General features: G+C 57.4%; 27 protein-coding genes. 15 read left to right on the forward strand and 12 right to left on the reverse strand.

The annotated features are described in order from the left end of the window. Positions 1-32: 32 nt before the first annotated feature. Positions 33-854, forward strand: a complete 822-nt coding sequence (gene speB, locus ACR0CA_RS18885; RefSeq protein ID WP_170787299.1) for an agmatinase — start codon at positions 33-35, stop codon at positions 852-854. A 2-nt stretch (positions 855-856) separates the two neighbouring features. On the opposite strand, the gene ACR0CA_RS18890 is transcribed toward speB, so the two are convergent. The 6 genes from ACR0CA_RS18890 to ACR0CA_RS18915 form a co-directional block, all read right to left on the reverse strand. Further along, a complete protein-coding gene (locus ACR0CA_RS18890; RefSeq protein WP_480900688.1) occupies positions 857-1,456 on the reverse strand; it encodes a COG3904 family protein in 600 nt (199 codons plus the stop codon). A gap of 28 nt (positions 1,457-1,484) precedes the next feature. Further along, positions 1,485-1,952: a ribonuclease HI gene (rnhA, locus tag ACR0CA_RS18895; protein ID WP_480860714.1), complete on the reverse strand. Its 468-nt coding sequence runs from the start codon at positions 1,950-1,952 to the stop codon at positions 1,485-1,487. Beyond that, complete coding sequence (locus ACR0CA_RS18900; RefSeq protein ID WP_480900690.1) at positions 1,945-2,532, reverse strand: class I SAM-dependent methyltransferase; 588 nt, start codon at positions 2,530-2,532, stop codon at positions 1,945-1,947. The genes rnhA and ACR0CA_RS18900 overlap by 8 nt, the downstream gene beginning before the upstream one ends. Further along, positions 2,529-2,981: a DUF3429 domain-containing protein gene (locus tag ACR0CA_RS18905; protein WP_170775309.1), complete on the reverse strand. Its 453-nt coding sequence runs from the start codon at positions 2,979-2,981 to the stop codon at positions 2,529-2,531. The genes ACR0CA_RS18900 and ACR0CA_RS18905 overlap by 4 nt, the downstream gene beginning before the upstream one ends. Next, positions 2,978-3,928, reverse strand: a complete 951-nt coding sequence (ispH, locus tag ACR0CA_RS18910) for a 4-hydroxy-3-methylbut-2-enyl diphosphate reductase (RefSeq protein ID WP_480900691.1) — start codon at positions 3,926-3,928, stop codon at positions 2,978-2,980. The genes ACR0CA_RS18905 and ispH overlap by 4 nt, the downstream gene beginning before the upstream one ends. 188 nt (positions 3,929-4,116) lie before the next feature. Further along, complete coding sequence (locus ACR0CA_RS18915; RefSeq protein ID WP_170775314.1) at positions 4,117-4,689, reverse strand: LabA-like NYN domain-containing protein; 573 nt, start codon at positions 4,687-4,689, stop codon at positions 4,117-4,119. Positions 4,690-4,829: 140 nt separating this feature from the next. Between ACR0CA_RS18915 and folK the strand changes: the two genes are divergently transcribed. From folK to recO, 12 genes are all read left to right on the forward strand, one after another. Then, the gene (gene folK, locus ACR0CA_RS18920) at positions 4,830-5,399 is read left to right on the forward strand and encodes a 2-amino-4-hydroxy-6-hydroxymethyldihydropteridine diphosphokinase (RefSeq protein ID WP_170791615.1); all 570 of its coding nucleotides are present in this window, start codon (positions 4,830-4,832) and stop codon (positions 5,397-5,399) included. Positions 5,400-5,493: 94 nt separating this feature from the next. Further along, positions 5,494-5,847 carry a DNA-directed RNA polymerase subunit omega gene (gene rpoZ, locus ACR0CA_RS18925; protein ID WP_170356736.1) on the forward strand — a complete coding sequence of 118 codons (354 nt, stop codon included), beginning with the start codon at positions 5,494-5,496 and terminating at the stop codon, positions 5,845-5,847. Positions 5,848-5,873: 26 nt separating this feature from the next. Continuing rightward, positions 5,874-8,006, forward strand: coding sequence for a RelA/SpoT family protein (locus tag ACR0CA_RS18930; protein WP_170775318.1), 2,133 nt, complete (start codon positions 5,874-5,876; stop codon positions 8,004-8,006). A gap of 16 nt (positions 8,007-8,022) precedes the next feature. After that, positions 8,023-8,721, forward strand: coding sequence for a DUF2062 domain-containing protein (locus ACR0CA_RS18935; RefSeq protein WP_170775320.1), 699 nt, complete (start codon positions 8,023-8,025; stop codon positions 8,719-8,721). Then, a complete protein-coding gene (locus ACR0CA_RS18940) occupies positions 8,714-9,460 on the forward strand; it encodes a pyridoxine 5'-phosphate synthase (RefSeq protein WP_170787287.1) in 747 nt (248 codons plus the stop codon). Before ACR0CA_RS18935 ends, ACR0CA_RS18940 begins: the two co-directional genes overlap by 8 nt. A gap of 35 nt (positions 9,461-9,495) precedes the next feature. After that, a complete protein-coding gene (locus ACR0CA_RS18945; RefSeq protein ID WP_170787285.1) occupies positions 9,496-9,930 on the forward strand; it encodes a hypothetical protein in 435 nt (144 codons plus the stop codon). Beyond that, positions 9,927-10,349, forward strand: a complete 423-nt coding sequence (gene acpS, locus ACR0CA_RS18950; protein WP_170787283.1) for a holo-ACP synthase — start codon at positions 9,927-9,929, stop codon at positions 10,347-10,349. The genes ACR0CA_RS18945 and acpS overlap by 4 nt, the downstream gene beginning before the upstream one ends. Positions 10,350-10,402: 53 nt before the next feature. After that, the gene (lepB, locus tag ACR0CA_RS18955) at positions 10,403-11,242 is read left to right on the forward strand and encodes a signal peptidase I (RefSeq protein ID WP_170791612.1); all 840 of its coding nucleotides are present in this window, start codon (positions 10,403-10,405) and stop codon (positions 11,240-11,242) included. Next, positions 11,239-11,919 (forward strand): ribonuclease III, encoded by a 681-nt coding sequence (gene rnc, locus ACR0CA_RS18960; RefSeq protein WP_480900694.1) that lies wholly within the window; start codon positions 11,239-11,241, stop codon positions 11,917-11,919. Before lepB ends, rnc begins: the two co-directional genes overlap by 4 nt. Positions 11,920-12,146: 227 nt before the next feature. After that, the gene (gene era / locus ACR0CA_RS18965) at positions 12,147-13,055 is read left to right on the forward strand and encodes a GTPase Era (RefSeq protein ID WP_480900696.1); all 909 of its coding nucleotides are present in this window, start codon (positions 12,147-12,149) and stop codon (positions 13,053-13,055) included. A gap of 55 nt (positions 13,056-13,110) precedes the next feature. Further along, entirely contained in the window at positions 13,111-13,440 is a 330-nt protein-coding gene (locus tag ACR0CA_RS18970; RefSeq protein ID WP_170775332.1) for a DUF1491 family protein, read from the forward strand. A gap of 958 nt (positions 13,441-14,398) precedes the next feature. Continuing rightward, on the forward strand, positions 14,399-15,124 hold the full coding sequence (recO, locus tag ACR0CA_RS18975) for a DNA repair protein RecO (RefSeq protein WP_170791610.1): 726 nt from the start codon (positions 14,399-14,401) through the stop codon (positions 15,122-15,124). Here the strand turns inward: recO and ACR0CA_RS18980 are convergent. The 3 genes from ACR0CA_RS18980 to ACR0CA_RS18990 all read right to left on the reverse strand — a co-directional run bounded on the left by ACR0CA_RS18980 (position 15,108) and on the right by ACR0CA_RS18990 (position 17,940). Beyond that, a complete protein-coding gene (locus tag ACR0CA_RS18980) occupies positions 15,108-15,500 on the reverse strand; it encodes an META domain-containing protein (protein WP_480900697.1) in 393 nt (130 codons plus the stop codon). The genes recO and ACR0CA_RS18980 overlap by 17 nt on opposite strands. A gap of 42 nt (positions 15,501-15,542) precedes the next feature. Beyond that, the gene (locus tag ACR0CA_RS18985) at positions 15,543-16,097 is read right to left on the reverse strand and encodes a hypothetical protein (protein WP_480900699.1); all 555 of its coding nucleotides are present in this window, start codon (positions 16,095-16,097) and stop codon (positions 15,543-15,545) included. 151 nt (positions 16,098-16,248) lie between these two features. Next, positions 16,249-17,940, reverse strand: a complete 1,692-nt coding sequence (locus tag ACR0CA_RS18990) for an acyl-CoA dehydrogenase family protein (RefSeq protein WP_480900701.1) — start codon at positions 17,938-17,940, stop codon at positions 16,249-16,251. Between the two features lie 144 nt (positions 17,941-18,084). Between ACR0CA_RS18990 and ACR0CA_RS18995 the strand changes: the two genes are divergently transcribed. Then, complete coding sequence (locus tag ACR0CA_RS18995; protein WP_170775346.1) at positions 18,085-18,849, forward strand: sulfite exporter TauE/SafE family protein; 765 nt, start codon at positions 18,085-18,087, stop codon at positions 18,847-18,849. Here ACR0CA_RS18995 and ACR0CA_RS19000 read toward each other — a convergent pair. The 3 genes from ACR0CA_RS19000 to ACR0CA_RS19010 form a co-directional block, all read right to left on the reverse strand. Beyond that, positions 18,846-19,388 carry a hypothetical protein gene (locus ACR0CA_RS19000; RefSeq protein WP_331252778.1) on the reverse strand — a complete coding sequence of 181 codons (543 nt, stop codon included), beginning with the start codon at positions 19,386-19,388 and terminating at the stop codon, positions 18,846-18,848. The two genes, ACR0CA_RS18995 and ACR0CA_RS19000, sit on opposite strands and share 4 nt — an antisense overlap. Positions 19,389-19,421: 33 nt before the next feature. After that, positions 19,422-19,712 carry a hypothetical protein gene (locus ACR0CA_RS19005; protein ID WP_170775348.1) on the reverse strand — a complete coding sequence of 97 codons (291 nt, stop codon included), beginning with the start codon at positions 19,710-19,712 and terminating at the stop codon, positions 19,422-19,424. Positions 19,713-20,064: 352 nt separating this feature from the next. Continuing rightward, positions 20,065-21,663: a phosphoenolpyruvate carboxykinase gene (locus tag ACR0CA_RS19010; RefSeq protein WP_480900704.1), complete on the reverse strand. Its 1,599-nt coding sequence runs from the start codon at positions 21,661-21,663 to the stop codon at positions 20,065-20,067. Positions 21,664-22,008: 345 nt separating this feature from the next. Here ACR0CA_RS19010 and ACR0CA_RS19015 point away from each other — a divergent pair, with 345 nt between their 5' ends. Then, a complete protein-coding gene (locus tag ACR0CA_RS19015) occupies positions 22,009-22,713 on the forward strand; it encodes a response regulator transcription factor (protein WP_170775352.1) in 705 nt (234 codons plus the stop codon). The last annotated feature ends 28 nt before the right edge of the window (positions 22,714-22,741 follow it).

Raw genomic sequence — 22,741 nt, forward strand, 5'->3', positions numbered from 1 at the left:
GATCGCCGCAGAATTTATCTGAAAGGTGTTCCATGCCACAGGATCTGAACCCAGGTGACGTCGCACTTATGGGGGTGCCTCTGGATCTTCATTCCTCGTTTCTGCAAGGGCCCGCCTTTGCCCCTGGTCGTATTCGCGAGGCTCTGCATTCCGGAGCCGCTAACCTGACCGCAGAGGATGGCACAGATCTCGGCGCGACCGACCGCTTCAAGGATACAGGCGACCTGGATGTGTTCGAGATGATCGGACAGGAACCTATCGACCGGATCGAAGCCGGTGCTGCTGCGCGGATTTCAAGCGGTGCGCGACTGTTATCTCTGGGAGGGGACCATTCGGTTGCCTATCCGCTGATCAAGGCGCATTCGGAACGGTATGAGGGGTTGAACATCCTGCATATCGACTCGCATCCCGACTTGTATGACAGTCAGCAAGTCGGTCCGCTGGGCCATGGCTGCCCCTTCGCGCGGGTAATGGAGACCTGCGCAATCAACCGTCTGGTGCAGGTTGGTATCCGTACCATGAACAAGCACCAGCAGGAACAGGCCGACAAGTTCGGCGTCGAAGTGATCGACATGCAAAGCTGGCGCCCCGATCTTGAAATCAGCTTTGATGGCCCTGTTTACCTCTCCCTGGATCTGGATGCGTTGGACCCTGCCTTTGCGCCCGGCGTGTCGCATCATGAACCCGGTGGGTTAAGCACCCGCGAGGTGATCAACCTGATCCGCCGTTTCAAGGGGCAGTTGGTCGGCGCTGACATCGTCGAATTGAATCCTCATCGTGACCCGTATGGGATGACGGCCATGGTGGCTGCGAAATTCGTCAAAGAGATCGGAGCCAGGTTGCTGTCACGCTGAGGTCATCGTGCGTCGCAGGTTGCGGATGATCCAAGTTGCGGCACATTACGGGTCGTGAGGGCGAACCGTTCAACTTCGGTCGCGCTCATCCAGTGCATGTCCTCGGCCGAGGCCGCGTTAAGCGTGTACCAGTAGAAGGCCGGGTCAACACCGATATCGGCATAGTAGTCCAGGTACCGGTCATGCTCTGGGTCGTCTTTGGGGATTTCGGTGGCCACGATGTTCCAGCCGCCCCAGCTGTGCACGCCAACGCAGGCATCAGGTTCCAGAACGCGGCGGTTGCCTGCCAGAAACAGGTCCGTGCCGCCCGACGCCACCATGCCGTCCGACGGAACAATCGTGTCAAACCCCAGTTCCCGCACGACACGCGAGAAGACGACATTTGCGTCATCGTCCACGGAGCCTTCAATATATTGCAGGACAAGGGTTTTAGCCTGCGGATTGCTGCGGATGACCTCCTGAAAGGCATGCAAGGACGTGTGGTCGATAGTGCCCGAGGCGACAATCCGGTCGCTCTGTGCCTCAAACCGCAGGGCGTCGTAGGATGGGGTACACCCGGCCATAAGGGCGAAACTGACTGCAAAGCAGAACTGTGGTTTCATGGCAGGTGTATTCCTTTTGGCGCGCCGTCTAGGCCCTTGCTTTCTTGGGCTTGAACGGGGCCATGCCCGTCCGTGCCAACTCGTCGGCTTTTTCGTTTTCAGGATGGCCCGCGTGACCTTTGACCCATTCCCAGGTCACGTCATGGCGGGTTTGTGCCTCATCCAGCCGCTGCCACAAATCTACATTCTTAACAGGCTTCTTGTTCGAGGTCTTCCAACCGTTCCGCTTCCACCCGAAAATCCACCCCGTGACGCCGTTTTTCACGTAGGCGCTGTCAGTCACAACGGTGATCTTCGAGGCCCGCTCCAATGTTTCTAGCGCGCTGATCGCAGCCAGCAGTTCCATCCGGTTGTTTGTGGTTTCGGCCTCGCCGCCGCTGAGTTCCCGTTCTTTCAGGACATTGTCGCCATCCATCGCGCGCAGCAGAACCCCCCAGCCGCCGGGGCCCGGATTGCCGGAACATGCGCCGTCCGTATAGGCGAACAGCTCAGGCATGGGCCAGCACCAGAATGAAACCGTCATATGAACCCGCAAGGCCGGCACCCACGCCCGTCGTGATCCGGTCGATGGTGAACCCGGACTTTGTCATAGCCTCCTCGATTTCAGTTTGTGAAAAATAGGTGTAGTAGCGATCCAGATCGTCGCGATGTTCACCGGTGCCCAGTTTCAGGCCCAGAAAAAAAACACCGTCGGGTTTCAGCGCTTTGTGGATGGCGGACAGATGACGCGCAAAATCCGCGCGCGGGGCGTGCAGCAGGGAAAAGCTGGCATAGATGCCGTCATATTCAGCCTCTTCCGTCACGTCGTCAAACGTGCCCAGACGCGCGTCAATCCCGTTCTGCTGCGCATGTTCGACAAAGGCGGGCGTGGCATCAAGGGCACGGACACGCAGCCCTTCGCGTTGTAGAAAGGCGCTGTCCGATCCGGGGCCGGAACCGAGATCCAGCACATAACCGCCTTCCGCAACCGCTTCGGCAAAGGCCATGCGGGCTTCGATCTGTTCGGGGGGCAGGGGGATGCTCAGATATTCGGCCACGCGGGCAGTGTAGGCGTCAATCGTTCTCTTGTCGGTCACAGGTACACTCCAACGGCTAAGCAGGCCAGAACAACGGCCGTCAGCATCATGCGCAGACGCATCCACCAGACCGGCGTCAATCGCCAGTATGAGAACACAGCGTCCAGCAAAAGCAACCCGGCAAAACCCCACATCAGGTTGGTGCCTGCAGCGACCGGCCCGCCGCCCGTTTTCGCAAAGGCCCAAAGTGCGGGCAGAACCGAGAGCAGATAGCAGGTCGCCGCCTTGCTACCAGATGTCTTGGTCGAAAAACCCCACAGCACGCCGGACATAAAGCTGAGGATGACTGAGCCGTAGAACAACTGCACGTAAGGCCCCACAAAACGAGCCCCAAGCGCCTGAGTACCCCAAGCGTGCAGATCGTCATTCAGGTAGGTCAGTGCGCCCCAGAGAAAGGGGATCAGCCCGGCCAGCCCCAGAAATAACGGGGCTCTTGGTATGCCGCTCATGCCGGTTCGCGCAGCACGCGCGGGACTTTGAACTCGACGTTCTCAACAGCGGTTTCGACCATCTCGACCGTCACGTCGTAATGGTCGCGGAATGCGTCGATCACCTCGTTGACCAGAACTTCTGGGGCCGAAGCACCGGCGGTGATGGCAACCGAGGAAATCCCTTTCAGCGCCCGCCAGTCGATATCGGTGGACCGTTGCACCAGTTGGGCATAGTCGCACCCAGCACGCGCGGCGACCTCGACCAAGCGGCGTGAGTTTGACGAGTTTGGAGCGCCCACAACCAACAGGGCGTCGGATCTGGGGGCGACGGCTTTGACGGCCTCTTGCCGGTTTGTGGTGGCGTAGCAGATATCTTCTTTATGCGGGCCGACGATGGCGGGAAACCGGGCTTCAAGCGCGGCTATGATATCCTTGGTGTCATCGACTGACAGGGTGGTCTGAGTGACAAAGGCTAACTTTTCGGGGTGGCGCACCTGAACGGTGGCGACATCTTCGACCGTTTCGACTAGCAGAACTTCGCCCTCGGGCAGTTGCCCCATCGTGCCGACGGTTTCGGGATGGCCCTTGTGGCCGATCATGATCATCTGCAACCCGGCCTCAGCATGGCGCTGCGCCTCGACATGGACCTTGGATACCAGCGGGCAGGTGGCGTCGACATAGATCATTTCGCGCTGTGCGGCTGTGGCCGGGACGGATTTTGGCACGCCATGGGCCGAGAAAATCACCGGGCGATCATCGGGGCATTCGTCCAGTTCCTCGACAAACACCGCGCCTTTTTCGCGTAAACCGTCGACCACGAACTTGTTGTGCACGATCTCGTGGCGCACATAAACCGGCGCGCCCCATTTTTGCAGGGCCATCTCAACGATTTTGATCGCCCGGTCCACGCCGGCGCAAAACCCGCGCGGGGCGGCAAGATACAAGGTCAGCGGGGGCTTGTTCATGTCACATACTCCTTACGGCCACAGGTAGGTCTTTTCCTCGCCATGGTCCAGACAGGACTGTGTCATTCAACTGACATGAATCAGTGTTAGCAATCAGATGTTTCAGCACCTGTTCCTAGTTTAAGCAACGCGGTCAGGGCATTTGCCCTGACCGCGTCGATTTTTAAACCGAACTGACGGGGGCGGTGTTACTGCCCACTTGCCGCGACGCTGCGCGGCTCCATCGGGACGTCACGCGGAGGGCGGCCGATTACGTCGCGCAAATCCTCCAGCTCGATGAAGTTGTCGGCTTGGCGGCGGAGCTCGTCCGAGATCATCGGCGGCTGGCTGCGGATGGTCGAGACGACCGAAACGCGCACGCCCTGACGTTGCAGGCTGGCAATCAGCGGGCGGAAATCCCCATCGCCCGAAAACAGCACGATATGATCAACGCGCGGTGCCAGTTCCATGGCATCGACGGTCAGTTCGATATCCATGTTCCCTTTGACTTTCCGACGTCCCATGCTGTCGGTGTATTCCTTGGCGGGTTTCGTCACCATGGTGAAGCCGTTGTAATGCAGCCAGTCCACCAGGGGTCGGATCGGGGAATACTCGTCATTTTCCAGTAGCGCTGTGTAGTAGAAAGCACGAAGCATCTTGCCGCGACGCATGAATTCTTGGCGCAGCAATTTGTAGTCGATGTCAAACCCCAGTGCTTTTGCGGCCGCATAAAGATTCGAGCCGTCGATGAACAGCGCTAGCCGTTCGTCTTTATAAAACATAAATAGGTCCTTCCGGTATCTACCAGAACGCCGGGTGTTACGTGAGTGAGCTTAGGAAATAGGCGGCGCGCTGATACGCCTATAATTAGTGTTTTTAATGTGTATCGCAAGTATGCAATTCACCGAATATAGGGAGTAGAATGCGCAAGATTACGTCAGAATCGGTGATCGCACTGGGTGCAAATCTCAATTTGAGAGGTGATGGGCCCAAGGTGACACTTGAGAAGGCTCTTGACGCACTAAAGCGTCAGGGGGTGGTGATTCGCGCGGTCAGCCGCTTTTTTGAGACACCGTGTTTCCCAGCCGGCGCGGGGCCAGACTATGTTAATGCCGCAGCTTTGATTGAGACAGAAAAGACGCCGTCCGAATTGCTGCATCTGCTGCATGAGGTGGAGAAGGAATTCGGGCGCGAGCGGATTCAGCGCTGGGGGATGCGGACGCTGGATTTGGATCTGGTGTGTTTTGGTGACGGCGTATTGCCCGACCGGACGGAGTACGAACGCTGGAGGACACTGCCGCAAGATGACCAGATGCAACGCGCACCGGACCAGTTGATTCTGCCGCATCCGCGGCTTCAGGATCGCGCATTTGTGCTGGTTCCGATGGCCGATATCGCCCCGGATTGGGAGCATCCAGTCTTGGGTCAGAGCGTTCGGGAAATGCTGGCGCAGCTACCTGCCAATGAAATTGCCTCTGTCACCCCTTTGTGAAGGGTGCATTTGCAGCATTTCTTGCTTGTCAAGGCGGGGATTCGCCCTTAGATAAACCTCTTCCTGACATGGATTCAGAAACGGAGAGCGCCCCATGGCCCGCGTGACGGTAGAAGATTGCGTAGACAAGGTACAAAACCGGTTTGAGCTGGTGATGCTTGCCGCCCATCGTGCGCGTGAGATTTCAGCCGGTGCCGCGATCACCGTGGACCGCGACAACGACAAGAACCCGGTCGTGTCGCTGCGCGAAATCGCCGATGAAACCCAAAGCGCTGATGAGCTGCGCGAGCGCCTGATCGAGGCCAACCAGACCCAGATCGAGGTTGACGAGCCTGAAGAGGATCAGATGGCTCTGCTGATGGGTGCGGAATCCGACAAGCCCGCCGATGACGACATGTCCGAAGAGAAGCTGCTGCGCGCTCTGATGGAGGCTCAAGGCCAGGGGTAATCCCCAAAGACGAAGGTGCGGACCGGATGATTTCTGCTGAAGACCTGATTGCGCTGGTCCGCAACTACAACCCCAAGACAAATGCTGACCGCATAACCCGAGCTTATGAGTTTGGGAAACAGATGCACGAAGGTCAGTTTCGCCACTCGGGCGAGCCCTATTTCACTCATCCCGTTGCCGTTGCCGCCATCCTGACCGAACAGCGTCTGGATGATGCCACGATCATTACCGCGCTGCTGCATGACACGATCGAGGACACAAAAGCCAATTACAGCAAGGTGTCCGAGCTGTTTGGCGATGAAGTGGCCAAGCTGGTCGATGGGGTCACCAAGCTGACCAACCTGCAGCTGTCCAGCCGCGAAACCAAACAGGCCGAGAATTTCCGTAAACTGTTCATGGCCATGTCCAAGGATTTGCGGGTCATTCTGGTCAAGCTGGCCGACCGTCTGCACAATATGCGCACGATCAAGGCGATGCGCCCGGAAAAGCAGATCGTCAAGGCGCGCGAGACAATGGATATCTACGCGCCGCTTGCCGGCCGGATGGGGATGCAATGGATGCGCGAAGAGCTGGAGGACCTGGCCTTCCGCGTGCTGAATCCCGAAGGCCGCCAGTCGATCATCCGGCGGTTCATCACTCTGCAACGTGAAACCGGCGATGTGATCCACCGGATCACGGGCGACATGCGGTTCGAGCTGGAAAAAGCCGGGATCGAAGCCGAGGTCTTTGGCCGCGCAAAGAAACCCTATTCGATCTGGCGCAAGATGCAGGAAAAGGATCAGGGGTTCTCGCGCCTGTCCGACATATACGGGTTCCGCATCATCACCCAGACGGAAGAAGATTGTTACCGGACGTTGGGCGCAATCCACCAACGCTGGCGTGCGGTGCCGGGGCGGTTCAAGGACTATATCAGCCAGCCAAAATCCAACGGATACCGCTCGATTCACACCACAGTGTCGGGGCGCGACGGTAAGCGCGTCGAGGTGCAAATCCGTACCCGTCAGATGCACGACGTGGCTGAGACGGGTGTGGCGGCGCATTGGTCTTATCGGGATGGGGTGCGGTCGGAAAACCCGTTTGCAGTCGATCCAGCCAAGTGGATCGCGAACCTGACCGAGCAGTTTGATAGTGAGGATGACCACGAGGATTTCCTCGAAGCAGTTAAGCTTGAGATGTATTCGGACCAGGTGTTCTGCTTCACACCCAAGGGCGATGTGGTGAAACTGCCGCGTGGGGCGACACCAATAGATTTCGCTTATGCGATCCACACACGGATCGGTCATGCCTGCGTTGGCGCCAAGGTAGATGGTATCAGGGTTCCGCTATGGACCCGGATCAAGAACGGCCAATCGGTTGATGTCATCACCGCGGACGGTCAGACCCCGCAGGTCACTTGGCTTGAGATTGCTGTCACCGGCAAGGCTCGCACCGCCATCCGGCGCGCTCTGCGAGAGGTGGATCGCGAGCGCTTTATCAAGCTGGGCAAAGAACTGGCGCGCTCGGGCTTCGAACATGTGGGGCGCAAGGCCACAGACAAGGCGCTGGAGACGGCCGCTAAACACTTGCGCCTGAAGGATCGAGACGAACTGTTGGCCCGGCTAGGCAGTGCCGAACTGACCGCCCATGATGTGGTCAGCGCCGTTTACCCGGAACTGACGCAGGACGAAGGCGACGCCATCCCGTTGCGCCGTGCCGTAATAGGGCTTGAGCCGGGGCAGAAATTTGACCGCGCGCCGTGCTGTCAGCCTCTACCTGGTGAACGCATCGTCGGCATTACCTATCGCGGCAAAGGCGTGGTGGTTCACGCCATCGACTGTAATCGTCTGACCGAGTTCGAGGGCGAGCCCGAGCGGTGGGTTGACCTGCATTGGCATACCGGAACCCATCCGGCGGTCTACGGTGCAACGCTGGAGTTGACCATCGGGAATGATGCGGGCGTACTGGGGCGTATTTGCACATTGATTGGCGAGAAAAAGGCCAATATCTCAAACTTGGAATTCGTTGATCGCAAACCGGATTTTTACCGATTGTTGATCAGTGTCGAACTGCGTGATCTCGAACAGCTGCATTCGCTGATGCTGATGCTTGAAGCCGAAAGCGACGTAGCGGCGGTTGAACGGTTCAGGGACAGGTCCAAGACCGCCGTGGCGGCTGGCTGAGAAGGGGTGATCAGGAGTGGTATTCAAGCGCCGAGATCGACGCTCGCCTGTCCAGATCGCATCTGAATTCGTCTACCCCCGTGGCGGATGGACCCGAGCCTTTCACTATGTCAAACACCGTGTACGCCGGTTGCCCGATTCCCCGGAACGTATCGCGCGTGGGATCGGGGCAGGGGTGTTTGCTGCCTTCACGCCCTTTTATAGCCTGCACTTTGTGGTTGCCGCCCTTCTGGCGCGGTTGATTAATGGCAATATTCTGGCTGCGCTGAGTGGGACATTCTTTGGTAATCCGTTGACATATGTCCCGATCGGCGTTGTCAGCCTGCAAACCGGCCACTTCATTCTGGGTACCAAATTCGAAGAAGGTGACACCCACGGTCTGATGGGCAAATTCGCTGGTGCGCTAGGCGATCTGAAGAACAATTTTCTGGCGATCTTCACCGACCGCATGGCCGACTGGTACGGGCTAAGGATCTTTTATGATGAGGTGTTTTTTCCCTATCTGGTTGGGGGGATTCTGCCCGGTCTTGTCGCCGGGGCTGTGTGTCACTACCTGAGCCTGCCGTTGATCCGAACCTATCAGCAGCGCCGCCGGGCCAAGATCAAAGCCAAGTTCGACGAAATCCGGCGGTTGGCTGAATCCAAGCCTGCCGTTTCGGTTCCAAAACCACTAGGCTCGGGCCAGAATTCGGCAAAGGAATCAAACGATGTCTGACAATATCCTGCGTCTGGGCGTGAATATCGACCACGTAGCAACCGTGCGCAACGCGCGCGGTGGGGCGTACCCTGACCCTCTGCGCGCCGCCAAGCTGGCGGAAGAGGCCGGGGCTGATGGCATCACGGCCCATCTGCGCGAAGATCGCCGCCATATCTCGGACGCCGATATCGACGGGCTGATGGAGGTTCTGTCGGTCCCGCTGAACTTTGAAATGGCCGCGACGCCCGAGATGCAGCAGATCGCCCTGCGGCACAAACCGCATGCGGTGTGCATCGTTCCCGAAAAGCGCGAGGAACGGACCACCGAAGGCGGTTTGGAAGTCGCGCGCGAGGAAAACAAGCTGGCCCATTTCATCGCTCCCCTGCGCGACGTGGGCTGCCGTGTGTCCATTTTCATCGCCGCCGACCAGCGCCAGATCGAAGCCGCGCACCGTATCGGTGCTGAGGTGATCGAGCTGCACACCGGTGCTTATTGCGACGCCGTCTCCGAGGGCCACACAGACATAGCCACCCGCGAGCTGGACAGCCTGCGCCAAATGTCCACCTTTGCGCATTCCCTGGGCCTAGAGGTCCACGCGGGCCACGGCCTGACCTATGACACGGTGCAGCCTGTCGCGGCTTTCCCCGAGGTGCGCGAGCTGAATATCGGCCACTTCCTGATCGGAGAGGCCATCTTCCGCGGCCTCACACCCGCCATTGCCGAGATGCGCCGCCTGATGGATGAGGCGCGGGCTTGAAACAGTGTCGGGCGAAAACCGTAGCAAAAGGTAGGGTGAAACTTGATTACATTACCTATTCTGCGCTCGTATTTTCGGTGTTGTCCGCACTCTATCTGATCAAACGCACTTTCGATTTGACCGAACCTTCGTTCCCTTTTTCCATGGGATTGGCACTTGTTCTGGCATCACTTTTCTATGGGGCGCGTAAAGGCATACGCGGCAACCGATGTGGGCCGTCTTGGAAGAGTTGGGTGCTTGCTGGAAACATGGTCTTTACCGGGCTGTTAACCATAGCCGGAATTGTTCTTGTCGCTGTTCTAGATCTCGGTTTTCCGGAAATCTCGGTGAATGAAGGCTATCTGACACGTTTTGTTGTTCAGGTGATTCTCGTTGGTGTGGTCTCCTTTATTTTGTGCCGATATGCGTTCATTTTGGGTGTAAAAAGAGGGTATTCGATGTTTTTGAAGAAGATGGGTCGAAACGCATGATCCTCGGCATCGGCACAGACCTCGCGAATATCGAGCGTATTCAGGGCACGCTCGACCGGTTCGGCGACCGGTTCCGCAATCGTGTCTTCACCGACATCGAACAGCGCAAGGCCGAACGTCGCCATGACACGGCTGGCACCTATGCCAAGCGCTGGGCCGCGAAAGAGGCGTGCTCCAAGGCGCTGGGCACCGGTCTGCGCATGGGCATCGCGTGGAAGGACATGGCCGTCACCAACCTGAACACCGGCCAGCCCGTGATGCATGTCACCGGCTGGGCCGCTGAGCGTTTGCGTGAGATGACCCCCGAAGGTCATGAGGCAATCATCCACGTCACCCTGACCGACGACCACCCTTGGGCGCAGGCTTTCGTGGTGATTGAGGCGCGCGCCATCACGAACGCAGCGGCCAGCCTTGACTAACCTCTCTGCGCCCCGCATGTAGCACCCCAACAAACCAAGGACCGGAGAGCAGTATGGCCGAGGACGTCAAAACCGGAAATCCCGTATGGGAGACGATCAAAACCATCGTCTACGCTTTGCTGATCGCAGGCGTATTCCGCACACTGTTCTTTCAACCTTTCTGGATCCCATCGGGGTCGATGAAACAGACCTTGCTGATCGGGGATTTTCTGTTCGTCAACAAGATGGCGTATGGCTATTCCTACGCCTCCTGTCCCAGCCTGATCATTCCCCGCTTTGGCCTCAACATCGATGCCGAGGATATCTGCGGCTGGCTACCGGGCGATGAAGACACGCGTATCTGGGGCGGTGAACCCGAGCGCGGCGATGTGATTGTGTTCCGTCACCCGGTCAATGGTCGCGACTACATCAAACGTCTGATCGGCTTGCCGGGTGACCGAATTCAGATCCGCGGGGGTCAGATCATTCTAAACGGAACGCCGGTTCCGCAACAACCCGATGGTGTGTTCACCGAACTGGCCGAGCCTCAGGGTTCGCAAGGGTTGCGCCCGCGCTGTGAAAATGGCCCGGTCGGGTTTGGCGGTCGCTGCGAAAAATCGCGGATGATCGAAACTCTGCCCAATGGAGTCTCGTATGACGTGCTGAATATCGGCAACCAAGGGTCGGACAATACCGGAATCTACACTGTGCCTGAAGGCCATTATTTCTTCATGGGCGACAACCGTGACAACTCCAGCGACAGCCGCCTGCCGCAATCCGCGGGCGGAGTGGGATTTGTCCCTTATCAGGACTTGATCGGTCGGGCCGACCGGATCATGTTCTCGTCCGCTGGCCGGTCGATGCTCTTCTTCTGGACCTGGCGCGGGGATCGGTTCTTCAAGGCGGTGAATTGAAACTTTCGGCCGAGATAAAAGCGTTTCAGCACCGTTTGGGGTACCAATTTTCCGACCCTGAATTGCTGCTGCGCGCTTTGACCCATGGCTCGGTGTCCTCGCCGACGCGCCCCGATAATCAGAGGCTCGAATTTCTGGGCGACCGTGTGTTGGGTTTGGTCATGGCCACCGCCCTGCTGGAAGCCGACAAAAAGGCATCAGAGGGGCAATTGGCACCCCGTTTTAACGCGCTGGTGCGAAAAGAGGCCTGCGCCGATGTCGCTCGCCAGATCGATTTGGGTGCGGTGCTGAAACTGGGTCGGTCAGAAATGCTGTCCGGTGGCCGCCGCAAACAAGCCCTATTGGGCGACGCGATGGAGGCGGTGATCGCCGCCATATACCGCGATGCCGGGTTCGAGGCCGCCCGCGACGTGATCCTGCGCCTCTGGGGCGACCGGATCCACAAGGTCGAGGCCGACGCGCGCGACGCAAAAACATCACTTCAGGAATGGGCGCAAGCACGCGGCCAAAAGCCGCCCTCTTACGTTGAAATCAAACGCAGCGGCCCCGATCACGCCCCGATCTTCACCATCGCGGCCCGTCTGCAAGACGGTGCCGAAGCGCAGGCAACCGCAGGTTCCAAACGCCAAGCGGAACAAGCAGCGGCCAAGGCCTTGCTGGACAGCCTACCTAAATAGTCCCACTCGTTTCTGCCCGGATCCCCTTCATCTGGCCAAAAATATCCCGGGGGTGAGCCCGGACAAAATCCGGGCGAGGGGGTTGGCCCCCTCCCGGTCGGATTGGCGCAGCCAATTCGAAGCACACAGGCGCGATGATCCACACACGCTCACCTTGACAAAACCCTCTGGCCCGCCGGTGCTTTCTGCTATAGGGGTGCGCACTTGCAAACAGGATCGCAATACACATGACCACACGTGCCGGATTTATCGCCCTGATCGGAGAGCCCAACGCGGGCAAATCCACCCTTCTGAACCGCATGGTCGGGGCCAAGGTCTCGATCGTGACGCATAAGGTACAAACAACCCGCGCCCGCATCCGGGGCGTGGCGATGGAAGGCGACGCACAGTTGGTTTTTGTCGATACGCCTGGCCTGTTCAAACCCCGCCGCCGTCTTGACCGCGCCATGGTCGCCGCAGCCTGGGGCGGGGCAGCTGATGCGGATGTCGTCGTTCTGATGATCGAGGCCCATCGCGGTATCACAGAAGGCGTTGAACGTATCCTCGAAGGGCTCGAGGAAATTGGTCAAAGCCGTACCGTCGCGCTTGCGATCAACAAGATAGACAAAGTGCCTTCGGAAAAACTGCTGGCGCTGACGAGCGACTTGAACGCACGCTATTCTTTTTCCGAGACTTTTATGATTTCCGCAGAAAAATGTCACGGTGTCGACGACCTGCGCCAATGGCTGGCACGCGAACTGCCCGAAGGCCCATGGCTCTACCCCGAAGACCAGATTGCTGATCTGCCGCTGCGCATGATCGCAGCCGAGATGACGCGTGAAAAGCTAACCCTGCGCCTGCATCAGGAACTGCCATACCAACTGACCGTCGAGACTGAGAATTGGGAAGAGCGCAAGGACGGCTCGGCCAAGATTGATCAGGTCATCTACGTCATGCGCGACGGTCACAAGGGCATAGTGCTGGGCAAGCGGGGCGAGACGATTAAAGCCGTCAGTCAGGCTGCCCGCGCTGAACTGGAAGAGTTTCTCGACCGCAAAATCCATCTGTTTCTGCAAGTGAAAGTCCGGCCTAACTGGCTGGAGGAATCCGAGCGGTATTCGGAAATGGGTCTGGATTTCAAAGACGGCAACGCATGACACGGGCTAAGAATGTTCGACGAAAATTCTCGGCGCTTGTCGATGGACGGCGCACATGGCCCGTCTGACCGCAGAGTTTTGGGTTCACGCCTATCTGGCCCGATTGCGGTTTCAGGAAATACCCGCTTTTGTCGTCGCACATGGCGATGATACCGCAGGGGCCGTCCTGATCAAGCTGAACACGCTGGACGGGCAGGCCACAGCTTTTCACCGCAGCTTCGATCTGTTGAGCGGCGAGCGGAAATGGGTCGAGCTAACCTCGGGGTCCGAAAGGGATGTCGATGCTGCCATCGCGAAACAACGTAGTTTTGATCCTGACCTTTGGGTAATCGAGGTCGAGGATCGGCAAGGGCGTCATCTGCTGGGGGAAGAGGGGTTGCTATAGGCCCACGGAGCCAAGCCGTTTTTGTGTTTGGAAAGCAACAATTTCTTGGTTGATTGGTGCTGACCCCGAATGAGTGATTTCTTCTTCACTCAGGCTCGGCATCCTATTTTCTTAGGTGTGTGCGATGCCGCTGCGATAAAAAAATCTATTGGTATTGACGCAGTTTCTCTAAAAAAAAGGAAATCGATTTGAACTTCCTGAAGACCTGCTTTTTGGGTTTAGGCCTTTATTTGATTGTCGCATTGCAATTACCTTCGATAGCGATTGCTCAACAACCCTTGGGGGCGCAAGTGACAGTAGGCCTCAGAAGCAGTTGAGCGCAAACGACGTGCATTTGATGATATTGCACTTCGGATCGGGTCAAATGCCATTTGCCGGTGGCGTGTTTTGTCCTGTTAAGAACGGGACTACAAAAAAGTGCAGGGGGGATAACGGCGGTTACGTAATGGGCCCATTTGGCTTCAACATAAATGCAGAGTGGATATCGCGGAAAAAGAAAAGCGGTGTTCCTGGCGCTATGTTGGATAGTGTTCCTGTTCATTCTGGTGGTCAATTCGCGTTGTTTGAAGGTCAAAGAGGAGGTAACTTCAAAGTGCTGCCGAACGGGGGGACATAAGCATTTGTGGCGAAGCGGGGGGGTGGTGTATGTCATTCCCGCCAGAACGCAGACAATGGAACAGGCTGTAGATTCAGCCCGAGCTATTTTAACTTCTCGATACGGTAAGCAGTCAGACAGACTGCGAGTCGAGCCGATTGCAGCGGTGGAGTACAATTGCTCTAGCAAGCGGCGGAACCGTGTCTGTACCGTGGGAAAACAGCTTGATCCAAGATCGTTGGTGGCGCGTCGAAACTAGAATAATGGTGAGTATCTTTAACAAACGTTTTGGATAATAAATGTACGACGGGCTCAGCCTTTTTCGATTTTTCTCAATCTGCGTTCCTGCCTGGTAGCAAAACAGTGGACTGGCGCGATCACGGCATACTCTTGACCACTCGCCGACATGGTGAGACGGCGGCGATCATTGAGGTATTTACCCAAGCCCATGGTCGGCATGCGGGCGTTGTGCGAGGTGGGACCAGTCGCAAGATCGCGCCAATCCTGCAACCAGGCGCGCAATTGGATGTGTTGTGGCGGGCGCGGCTTGAAGAACATATCGGGACGTTTCAGGTCGAGCCGCTCCGATCTCGCGCGGCCGCGGCGTTTTCAGGGCGTCTGGCGCTGGCCGGGTTGAATTCGGTGGTCGCCTTGCTGTCCTTTTGCCTGCCTGAACGTGAGCCGCATCCGGCGATTTACAAACATTCGGAACAGTTGATGGATTTGCTGGGGCAGGATGAGGTCTGGCCTTTGGCTTATCTGCTCTGGGAATTGGCGTTGCTGGAAGAGCTTGGATTTGGGCTGGATTTGTCTAGTTGCGCTGTGACCGGATCGACCGAGGGGCTGGTCTATGTCTCGCCCAAAACCGGGCGCGCGGTCAGTGCCCAAGGTGCAGGCGAATGGGCGGATCGGCTATTGCCGCTTCCACCTTGTTTACGGGGCGAGGGATCCGCGCCGGATGAGGAGATCGCGCAGGGGCTGCTCACGACAGGCTATTTTCTTGAGAACCATTTGGCCCCGGCGCTAGGGCATAAGCCAGTGCCCGAAGCGCGAACCCGGTTTGTCGAGCGCTTCACTCGGCGGCTGTGAACACCATCTCATGCCCGTCTTCGTTGCGCAGGATCAGCACATTGCCGGAGACCTCAGATTGGGTCATCGCCAGCAGAGCGGCAAAATACATCCCTTCAGCTTCCAGTCCCGCGCAAGCCGCACGTGTTGCGCTCAGGCCCTGGATTTCGAACCACGGGTAGGGGGCGTTCAAGGTGCCGCTATAGCTGTTGCAGGGCGCGTGACCGCTGATCTTGCCATCCCCATGGAACTGCAACTGCGCGCTCGCGGCAAAGGGTTGGCTGTCGATTTCCTTTAAGGTCCAGATTTGATCCGCTGCACCATAGCTGGCGACAGTTTCATCTGTGCCGCATTGAAACAGAGCCAGCAGAGGAAATGTCAGGATCAATCTTACCATGAGAGGTTTCTGCCTCGCTGTTGCCGCCGTGGGAAGCCGGGTTCAATAGGGGTTCTCGCCACTGATCAACTCGGCCCTGACATCGCTGCGGGGGCGCCAGTTGTACCGGGTATCCTCGCGCGTGGGGGCCCAGGTTAGCGCACCGCTATTGCGCCATGGATCAAGGATCAGCCCCTCGTACATGGACGCCCCCTTGGCGCTGATCAGGGCAGAATGGTGGATGATGCGAAACGCAGTTGGAGGAGACGTCGCCCAGTGCAAGTCCAACGTTTCGAAGTTTTCCTGCCGCAGACGAGCTGTCATGGCTTCTGCCCAATCGTTACACAACCCCTTTTCTCGCAGGCCGTTAATGACTTTGGCGTTATGGATGATCGCCGAGTCACTGACATTCCATTCGCGCGCCAGGTATTGAGAATACGTATAGGAGATGGTTGCAGCTGTTTGAGCTTCGGTTGGGTCCACGGTGGGGCTCAGGCTGCGGATCGCGCTGGCTAGCTCGTCTATTTCGTTCTGGCTGGCGGTCGGAGGCTGCGTTGCGCACGCTGCCAGTGCCACCGCCGCGAAGGTCAGGAAAAGGGCCAGAAAATGTCGGATCATAACGATGAAAACCCTGCTGAGTGTCGTCGTTGATTAACGGCATTCCAGGGGCAGGTACAGGGGGCTATTTTCGGTCGGCGGTCGAGGACCGATGGCAGAAAAAAGACCCGGCGCGTGCGCCGGGTCAAGTTGGGGAAACAGGAATGCCGTTTCAGCTCAGCAGACGTCTTGCAATAACCTGCGCCTGAATTTCGGCAGCTCCTTCAAAAATGTTTAGAATCCGCGCGTCACATAGGACGCGGCTGATCTTGTATTCCAGCGCAAAGCCGTTGCCGCCGTGGATTTGCAGCCCGTTATCCGCAGCAGCCCAAGCGACTCGCGCGCCCAGCAGCTTGGCCATGCCCGCCTCAAGATCACAGCGCTGGCCGTGGTCTTTCTCCCACGCGCTGAAATAGGTCAGCTGGCGCGCGATCATGATCTCAACCGCCATCATCGCAAGCTTGCCAGAGACGCGCGGGAAGTTGATCAGGGATTTGCCGAACTGCTTACGATCTTGTGCGTATTGCATGGCGATATCCAGCGCTGACTGAGCCACGCCAATGGCACGGGCGGCGGTCTGGATACGGGCGGATTCGAAAGTCTCCATCAGCTGTTTAAAGCCTTTGCCTTCTTCGCCACCCAGCAGGTTTTCGCCCTTGACCTTGAAGCCGTCAAAGCCCAGTTCGTATTCCTTCATGCCGCGATAGCCCAGAACCTCGATCTCGCCGCCGGTCATGCCGGGGGTTGGGAAAGGGTCTTCATCTGTTCCGGGCGTTTTCTCGGCCAGGAACATCGACAGACCACGGTGGTCGGTGCTGTCGGGGTTGGTGCGCGCCAGCAAGGTCATCACATGGGTCCGGGCCGCATGGGTGATCCAGGTTTTGTTGCCAGTGATTTCATAGTCGCCTTCGGCGTTCTTGACCGCACGGGTGCGCAGGCTGCCAAGGTCGGACCCGGTGTTGGGCTCGGTGAAGACGGCGGTAGGTAGGATTTCAGCGCTGGCCAGTTTCGGCAGCCAGTTGGCTTTCTGCTCATCCGTGCCGCCAGCGATGATCAGCTCGGCCGCGATCTCGGACCGCGTGCCTAGAGAACCCACGCCGATATATCCACGAGACAGTTCCTCGGACACCACGCACATCGAGGCTTTGGACAGGCCGAACCCGCCGAATTCCTCGGGGATGGTCAGCCCAAAGACGCCCATCTCAGCCAGTTCCTCGATGATTTCCATCGGGATCAGTTCGTCTTTCAAGTGCCATTCATGAGCGTGCGGCTCGACCTTTTCGACGGCATAGCGTCGAAACTGGTCGCGGATCATTTCCAGTTCTTCATCCAGGCCTGAGGCGCCAAACATTGTGGCACCAGCCTGATCCTCCATCAATTCGACAAGGCGGCTACGAGCGGCTTGCGAGTTTGCCTGCGCCATCAGACTCTGGACTTCAGGAATTTGGAAACCAGACAGCGCGTCCCATCCAAGACCCATGTCTTGCAGGCGGATAACTTCGCCCTGATTCATGGGGATGCCGCCAGCGACCTGATGTAGGTATTCGCCAAAGGCGATCTGGTGCAGCAACTGTTCGATCTCGCCGAACTTGCCGTCGGCCTCCAGCGCTTCGGCCCAGCGTTGCATCTGTTGCAGAGACTGGTTGTAGGTGGCCAGCCATGCAAGGCCATGGGCGGCGGTCTGGTTGGCTTCGATCAACGCTCCGGATACCCGGCCCTCGGCGCTTACCATTTCGCGCACTGATTTGCGCGCGCGGTCAAACACCGCCTCCACAGCCGGAACGGCGGCGCGGGTCAGTGTCAGTAGGTCGGGCAAAATCGCGGATGCTGTCATCTGGGTCATATCCTGTCCGTCATGGGCCATGAATCACGTCCTTTTCTGGGTCGATTGGTCATACCATGCTGCACATGCAGCGCAACAAAAATACGTGCAAAGGCAAAAAAAAGTTCAATAATTACTCAAGAGATTTTGCGATGCAGAAACCGACTGGAGTGATATCACGGGTGGATGACACTGTTTTCGCTTTTATCTCCACAGGATTTTCTGTTCGCGCTGCTCGTGGCTTTTGCAGCGGGATGGATCAAGGGTATGGTCGGTTTTGCCATGCCGATGGTTCTGATGTCGGGGATGAGCATTTTTTTACCACCGCAACTGGCGTTGGCCGGATTGATCCTGCCTGCATTGGTAACAAACGTCGTTCAGGCTCTTCGCGGCGGGCTTCCGGCTGCTGTCGATGCAGTGCGCCAGTTTCGCGTTTTCTTGCTAACCGGACTTCTGTTTCTCCTGGCTGGCGCGATGCTGGTCAGTCTTGTCCCCGAGACCACGTTTCTGTTTTTGATCGGCATTCCGGTGACATTTTTTGCGCTGATTCAGGTTGCTGGGCTGAAGTTGACGCTTTCGGAGCCGTCTCGATGGATTGAAGCCACGATTGGTGCCGTTGCTGGGTTTGTCGGAGGGATTTCGGGGATTTGGGGGCCGCCGACGGTGCTTTACCTGACGGCGATGAACACGCCAAAAGACATTCAAATGCGGGTGCAAGGCGTTATTTATGGGTTGGGCGCCGTGGCGCTGGTCGTGGCGCATCTGGGTTCAGGAATTCTGCGCGCCGAGACGGTGCCTTTTTCAGCGATCTTGGTTGTCCCTGCGCTTGCCGGAATGTGGATTGGGCTGCGGTTGCAAGCCCGTATTGATCAGGCGCGTTTTCGCAAGATTACATTGCTGGTGTTGCTGTTTGGGGGGCTAAATCTGTTGCGGCGTGCCGTCTTTGGCTAGGCACGCCTATCTGCAAACCGAAACGCAAAGTAGAGCCCGAGCATAAGGAAGAACAAACCCGAGATATCGCCGATCAAATAGGCGACGTATTCAACGCGGGCGCTGCCAAAAGCCATATTGGTCAGGCCTGAGACAAGGAAGGACGTGATGACTCCTACACCCATGATACAAGCCCAGCAGGGTTTGCGGTCGCTGCGTGGGAATAGGTCCCAACCGGCCCACTTCAGCAAATAGAACACTGCTGGAACCGTCGTAACGGCAATAGTTATTGCAGCAAGTCGGCTGGGTAAAAATACGTCGGCTCCGCCGATGACGGCGAATACAATGAAAACACCTGGCAGCAGCGCGAAGATGGCTCGCCATCCCAACAACCATGCAGAAAGAACCCGCACGCCATGCGGAAGAAACAGAAGACTGGCCCGGCTTGGATATTCTGGGAAGAACAGGTTTTGCAGCGGCATCAAAACCTCGAACGTGAGGAATGATGCCACGATATAAGCCAACGAGGCGAAGAAGGTTTCAGAGGCCCATTTGCGCACGATGGTCAGCCATCGCCGCGCGCATTGGGGGCATCATCTTGGGGCATGAACGATATATCGGCCCCGATTTGAGTTGCCGCTTTGCGACAGGTATCCCTTTTGTACCAGCGATTTCAGCGCCCGGAAAAACGTTGGGCGAGAGACGCTTTGTACCAGCGTGTGTTCGATCAGACCGAATGTGCGGACTTCTTGATCATTCTTCGACAGTTCTTCCGCTGCGTAGTAGATGTCGCGCTCAACCGGAGAGAGTTGCTCCAGCCCCAATGTGCGCTCCATGCTTTGCATCAGCTTGCGAAGTTCTGTCAGTTTCGAAATCTCAGTCATGTTATCTCCTGTGTCGCCCGCCGAGTTTATGAAGCGGAAGAAACATACCGGTCTCAGAATTTTCCAGCACGTCTCATATTGACACTCATCCCCTTTTTTGGTTCTTTAGTACTTGATTAGGCGGCCAAATTCGCAAATGTGAGTGTGCGATCAGGCAACCCTTAGGTTTTTTGGTTTTGCCCGGCGCGTCAAGCGCCGGGCTTTGTCATGCTAATGACATGGTGAGATACCTCAATCCGACACTTCGGGCAACGGCATTGTAAATACAACGTGCATATTACAACTTATGCGTGATCACGATGCGGTGAGACTCCTCAAACGAAAAGAGGGGCGAAAGTGCCCCTCTGTCTTCTCACCCGATTGCGACGGCTTTGATATCTTCGTCTATGAATGGAAGATATTGTTCAAAGTTCGCGGCAAACATCTGCACCAATTTCTCGGCCTGTTTGTCGAAGGCCGCCTGATCATCCCAAGTACGGCGCGGGTCCAGCAGAACCTCGGCGACGCCGGGCACCGAAACGGGTACGTCAAAGCCGAAATTGGCATCCTTGCGGAACTCGGCATCACGCAGGGACCCGTCCAGAGCGGCCGTCAGCAGTGCGCGGGTTGCGCGGATCGGCATCCGGCTGCCCACACCATAGGCCCCACCGGTCCAGCCGGTGTTGACCAGCCAGCAGGTTGCGCCATGCTGAGCAATCTTGTCCCGCAGCAGGTTGCCATATTCTTCCGGGCGACGCGGCATGAAAGGCGCGCCGAAGCAGGTCGAGAAGGTGGGTTGCGGTTCGGTGATACCACGCTCGGTCCCGGCCACTTTGGACGTGAAGCCCGACAGGAAGTGATACATGGCCTGCGCAGGCGTCAGCCGCGCGATCGGAGGCAGCACGCCGAACGCATCACAGGTCAGCATGATGATGTTCTTGGGGTGGCCACCCAGCGCGCTGCTGGACGCGTTCGAGATATATTCCAGCGGATAAGCGCAGCGCATGTTTGCGGTCAGCGAGTCGTCCTCGAAATCCAGTTCCTTGGTCTCGGGGTCGAACACCATGTTTTCGATCACAGTGCCGAACTTGCTGGTGGTCGCATAGATTTCGGGCTCGGCCTCAGCGTTCAGGTTGATCGTCTTGGCATAGCAACCGCCTTCGAAGTTGAAAGTGCCGCGATCTGACCAGCCGTGCTCGTCATCACCGATCAGGGTGCGGGCCGGGTCAGCGGACAGGGTGGTTTTGCCCGTGCCCGACAGGCCAAAGAACACGGCCGTATCAACCGGGTTGCCAACGGCATGGTTGGCCGAGCAATGCATCGGCATCACGCCCTTTTCCGGCAGCATGTAGTTCAACAAGGTGAAGACGGATTTCTTGTTCTCACCCGCATATTCGGTGCCGCCGATCAGGATCAGCTTTCGGTCAAAGTTCATCGCGATCACGGTCTCGGACCGGCAGCCATGCTTTGCCGGGTCGGCTTGAAAGCTTGGGCAGTTGATGACGGTGAAATCTGCGGTGAACTCATCCAGGTCCTCCCGATCCGGACGGCGCAGCAGGTGGCGGATGAACAGGTTGTGCCAAGCCAGTTCAGTGACCATGCGCACGTTGATCGAATAGGTCGGGTCGGCGCCCCCGACGAGATCCTGCACGAAATAGTCACGACCCTTCATATGGGCCAGCATGTCTTCGTAAAGCGCATCAAAGCCTTCGGGGCTCATCTCAGCGTTGTTTTCCCACCAGATGTGCTCAGCGACGCTGTCGGTGCGCACGACGTGTTTGTCTTTGGGCGAGCGGCCGGTGAACTTGCCGGTGGTGACCAGAAAGGCCCCGCCATTGCCCAGAGTACCCTCGCCGCGCTTCAGCGCTTCTTCGATCAGCGCCGGTTCCATGAAGTTGTAATAGACATTGCCCAGACCCTCGATGCCCTGATCTTCGAGGCGGAATTGCGGGTTAACCCGTCCAGATGTCATGTGTGTCTTCTCCGTGTGGCGGCGCAGGGCGATTGGGCCGGATGCGCCATTTGGGCAATTAGCCGGGAAAACCGGCGGGTGGGCGCGTCTTACCATGGTCATTCAGGACATGAACAGGCGGGTTTGACGCAGTTAGCGCAACCAAGTCCAAGTTTAGCGCCATCACTTTTTTCACGACCGAAATAAGGGCGCTTTTCCGGCAACATTAACGGCTTTTTTGCCGCATCTGTGTGACAACAATCGCACGATTCGCAGATACGGATTGATTCGCGGCCTTAAAAACGCCAGAAATATCTTACTAATAACGATATATTGCATGAGTGAGCAGGAATAGGGGCTAACCCGATGTCGAAGATTGCATTGGTGGACGACGACAGAAACATTCTGACGTCCGTGTCCATGACGCTTGAGGCCGAAGGCTTTGAGGTCGAGACGTACAATGACGGACAGGCCGCGTTGGACGCATTTAACAAGAAACTGCCGGATATGGCAGTTCTGGATATCAAGATGCCGCGCATGGATGGCATGGACCTGTTGCAACGTCTGCGGCAGAAAACCCAGATGCCGGTGATCTTTCTGACCTCGAAAGACGACGAGATCGACGAGGTTCTGGGCCTGCGGATGGGCGCGGATGACTATGTCAAAAAGCCGTTCTCGCAGCGTCTTCTGGTCGAACGTATCCGCGCGCTGCTGCGCCGGCAGGAGGCGACCTCGGGAGATGCCACCGCTGCAACCACTGGCGATGCTAAAGTCATGGAGCGGGGAGAACTGCGGATGGACCCGCTGCGCCATGCTGTTAGCTGGAAAGGATCGGATGTGTCGCTGACGGTGACCGAGTTCTTGCTGCTTCAGGCGCTTGCGCAACGTCCCGGTTTCGTCAAAAGCCGCGATCAGTTGATGGATGTGGCCTATGATGATCAGGTCTATGTGGATGACCGCACCATCGACAGCCATATCAAGCGTCTGCGCAAAAAGATGCGCGCCGCCGACCCTGAGTTTTCGGCAATCGAGACGCTGTACGGCATCGGTTATCGGTACAACGAAGAATAACTTTGACTGAATAAGCAAAGGTAGTCGG

The sequence above is a fragment of the Ruegeria sp. F12 genome (assembly GCF_056533885.1).

What these genes read in the sequence shown, in the direction of transcription:
- ACR0CA_RS18940 (WP_170787287.1), top strand. Translation starts at nt 8,714, where the DNA reads ATGTCTGACAATATCCTGCGTCTGGGCGTGAATATCGACCACGTAGCA.
- ACR0CA_RS18890 (WP_480900688.1), bottom strand. Translation starts at nt 1,456, where the DNA reads ATGAAACCACAGTTCTGCTTTGCAGTCAGTTTCGCCCTTATGGCCGGG.
- speB (WP_170787299.1), top strand. Translation starts at nt 33, where the DNA reads ATGCCACAGGATCTGAACCCAGGTGACGTCGCACTTATGGGGGTGCCT.
- ACR0CA_RS18930 (WP_170775318.1), top strand. Translation starts at nt 5,874, where the DNA reads ATGATTTCTGCTGAAGACCTGATTGCGCTGGTCCGCAACTACAACCCC.
- rpoZ (WP_170356736.1), top strand. Translation starts at nt 5,494, where the DNA reads ATGGCCCGCGTGACGGTAGAAGATTGCGTAGACAAGGTACAAAACCGG.
- acpS (WP_170787283.1), top strand. Translation starts at nt 9,927, where the DNA reads ATGATCCTCGGCATCGGCACAGACCTCGCGAATATCGAGCGTATTCAG.
- ACR0CA_RS19005 (WP_170775348.1), bottom strand. Translation starts at nt 19,712, where the DNA reads ATGACTGAGATTTCGAAACTGACAGAACTTCGCAAGCTGATGCAAAGC.
- ispH (WP_480900691.1), bottom strand. Translation starts at nt 3,928, where the DNA reads ATGAACAAGCCCCCGCTGACCTTGTATCTTGCCGCCCCGCGCGGGTTT.
- ACR0CA_RS18995 (WP_170775346.1), top strand. Translation starts at nt 18,085, where the DNA reads ATGACACTGTTTTCGCTTTTATCTCCACAGGATTTTCTGTTCGCGCTG.
- ACR0CA_RS18985 (WP_480900699.1), bottom strand. Translation starts at nt 16,097, where the DNA reads ATGATCCGACATTTTCTGGCCCTTTTCCTGACCTTCGCGGCGGTGGCA.
- rnhA (WP_480860714.1), bottom strand. Translation starts at nt 1,952, where the DNA reads ATGCCTGAGCTGTTCGCCTATACGGACGGCGCATGTTCCGGCAATCCG.
- ACR0CA_RS18905 (WP_170775309.1), bottom strand. Translation starts at nt 2,981, where the DNA reads ATGAGCGGCATACCAAGAGCCCCGTTATTTCTGGGGCTGGCCGGGCTG.
- ACR0CA_RS19015 (WP_170775352.1), top strand. Translation starts at nt 22,009, where the DNA reads ATGTCGAAGATTGCATTGGTGGACGACGACAGAAACATTCTGACGTCC.
- ACR0CA_RS18970 (WP_170775332.1), top strand. Translation starts at nt 13,111, where the DNA reads ATGGCCCGTCTGACCGCAGAGTTTTGGGTTCACGCCTATCTGGCCCGA.
- ACR0CA_RS18980 (WP_480900697.1), bottom strand. Translation starts at nt 15,500, where the DNA reads ATGGTAAGATTGATCCTGACATTTCCTCTGCTGGCTCTGTTTCAATGC.
- folK (WP_170791615.1), top strand. Translation starts at nt 4,830, where the DNA reads ATGCGCAAGATTACGTCAGAATCGGTGATCGCACTGGGTGCAAATCTC.
- ACR0CA_RS18915 (WP_170775314.1), bottom strand. Translation starts at nt 4,689, where the DNA reads ATGTTTTATAAAGACGAACGGCTAGCGCTGTTCATCGACGGCTCGAAT.
- ACR0CA_RS18990 (WP_480900701.1), bottom strand. Translation starts at nt 17,940, where the DNA reads ATGGCCCATGACGGACAGGATATGACCCAGATGACAGCATCCGCGATT.
- era (WP_480900696.1), top strand. Translation starts at nt 12,147, where the DNA reads ATGACCACACGTGCCGGATTTATCGCCCTGATCGGAGAGCCCAACGCG.
- ACR0CA_RS19010 (WP_480900704.1), bottom strand. Translation starts at nt 21,663, where the DNA reads ATGACATCTGGACGGGTTAACCCGCAATTCCGCCTCGAAGATCAGGGC.
- lepB (WP_170791612.1), top strand. Translation starts at nt 10,403, where the DNA reads ATGGCCGAGGACGTCAAAACCGGAAATCCCGTATGGGAGACGATCAAA.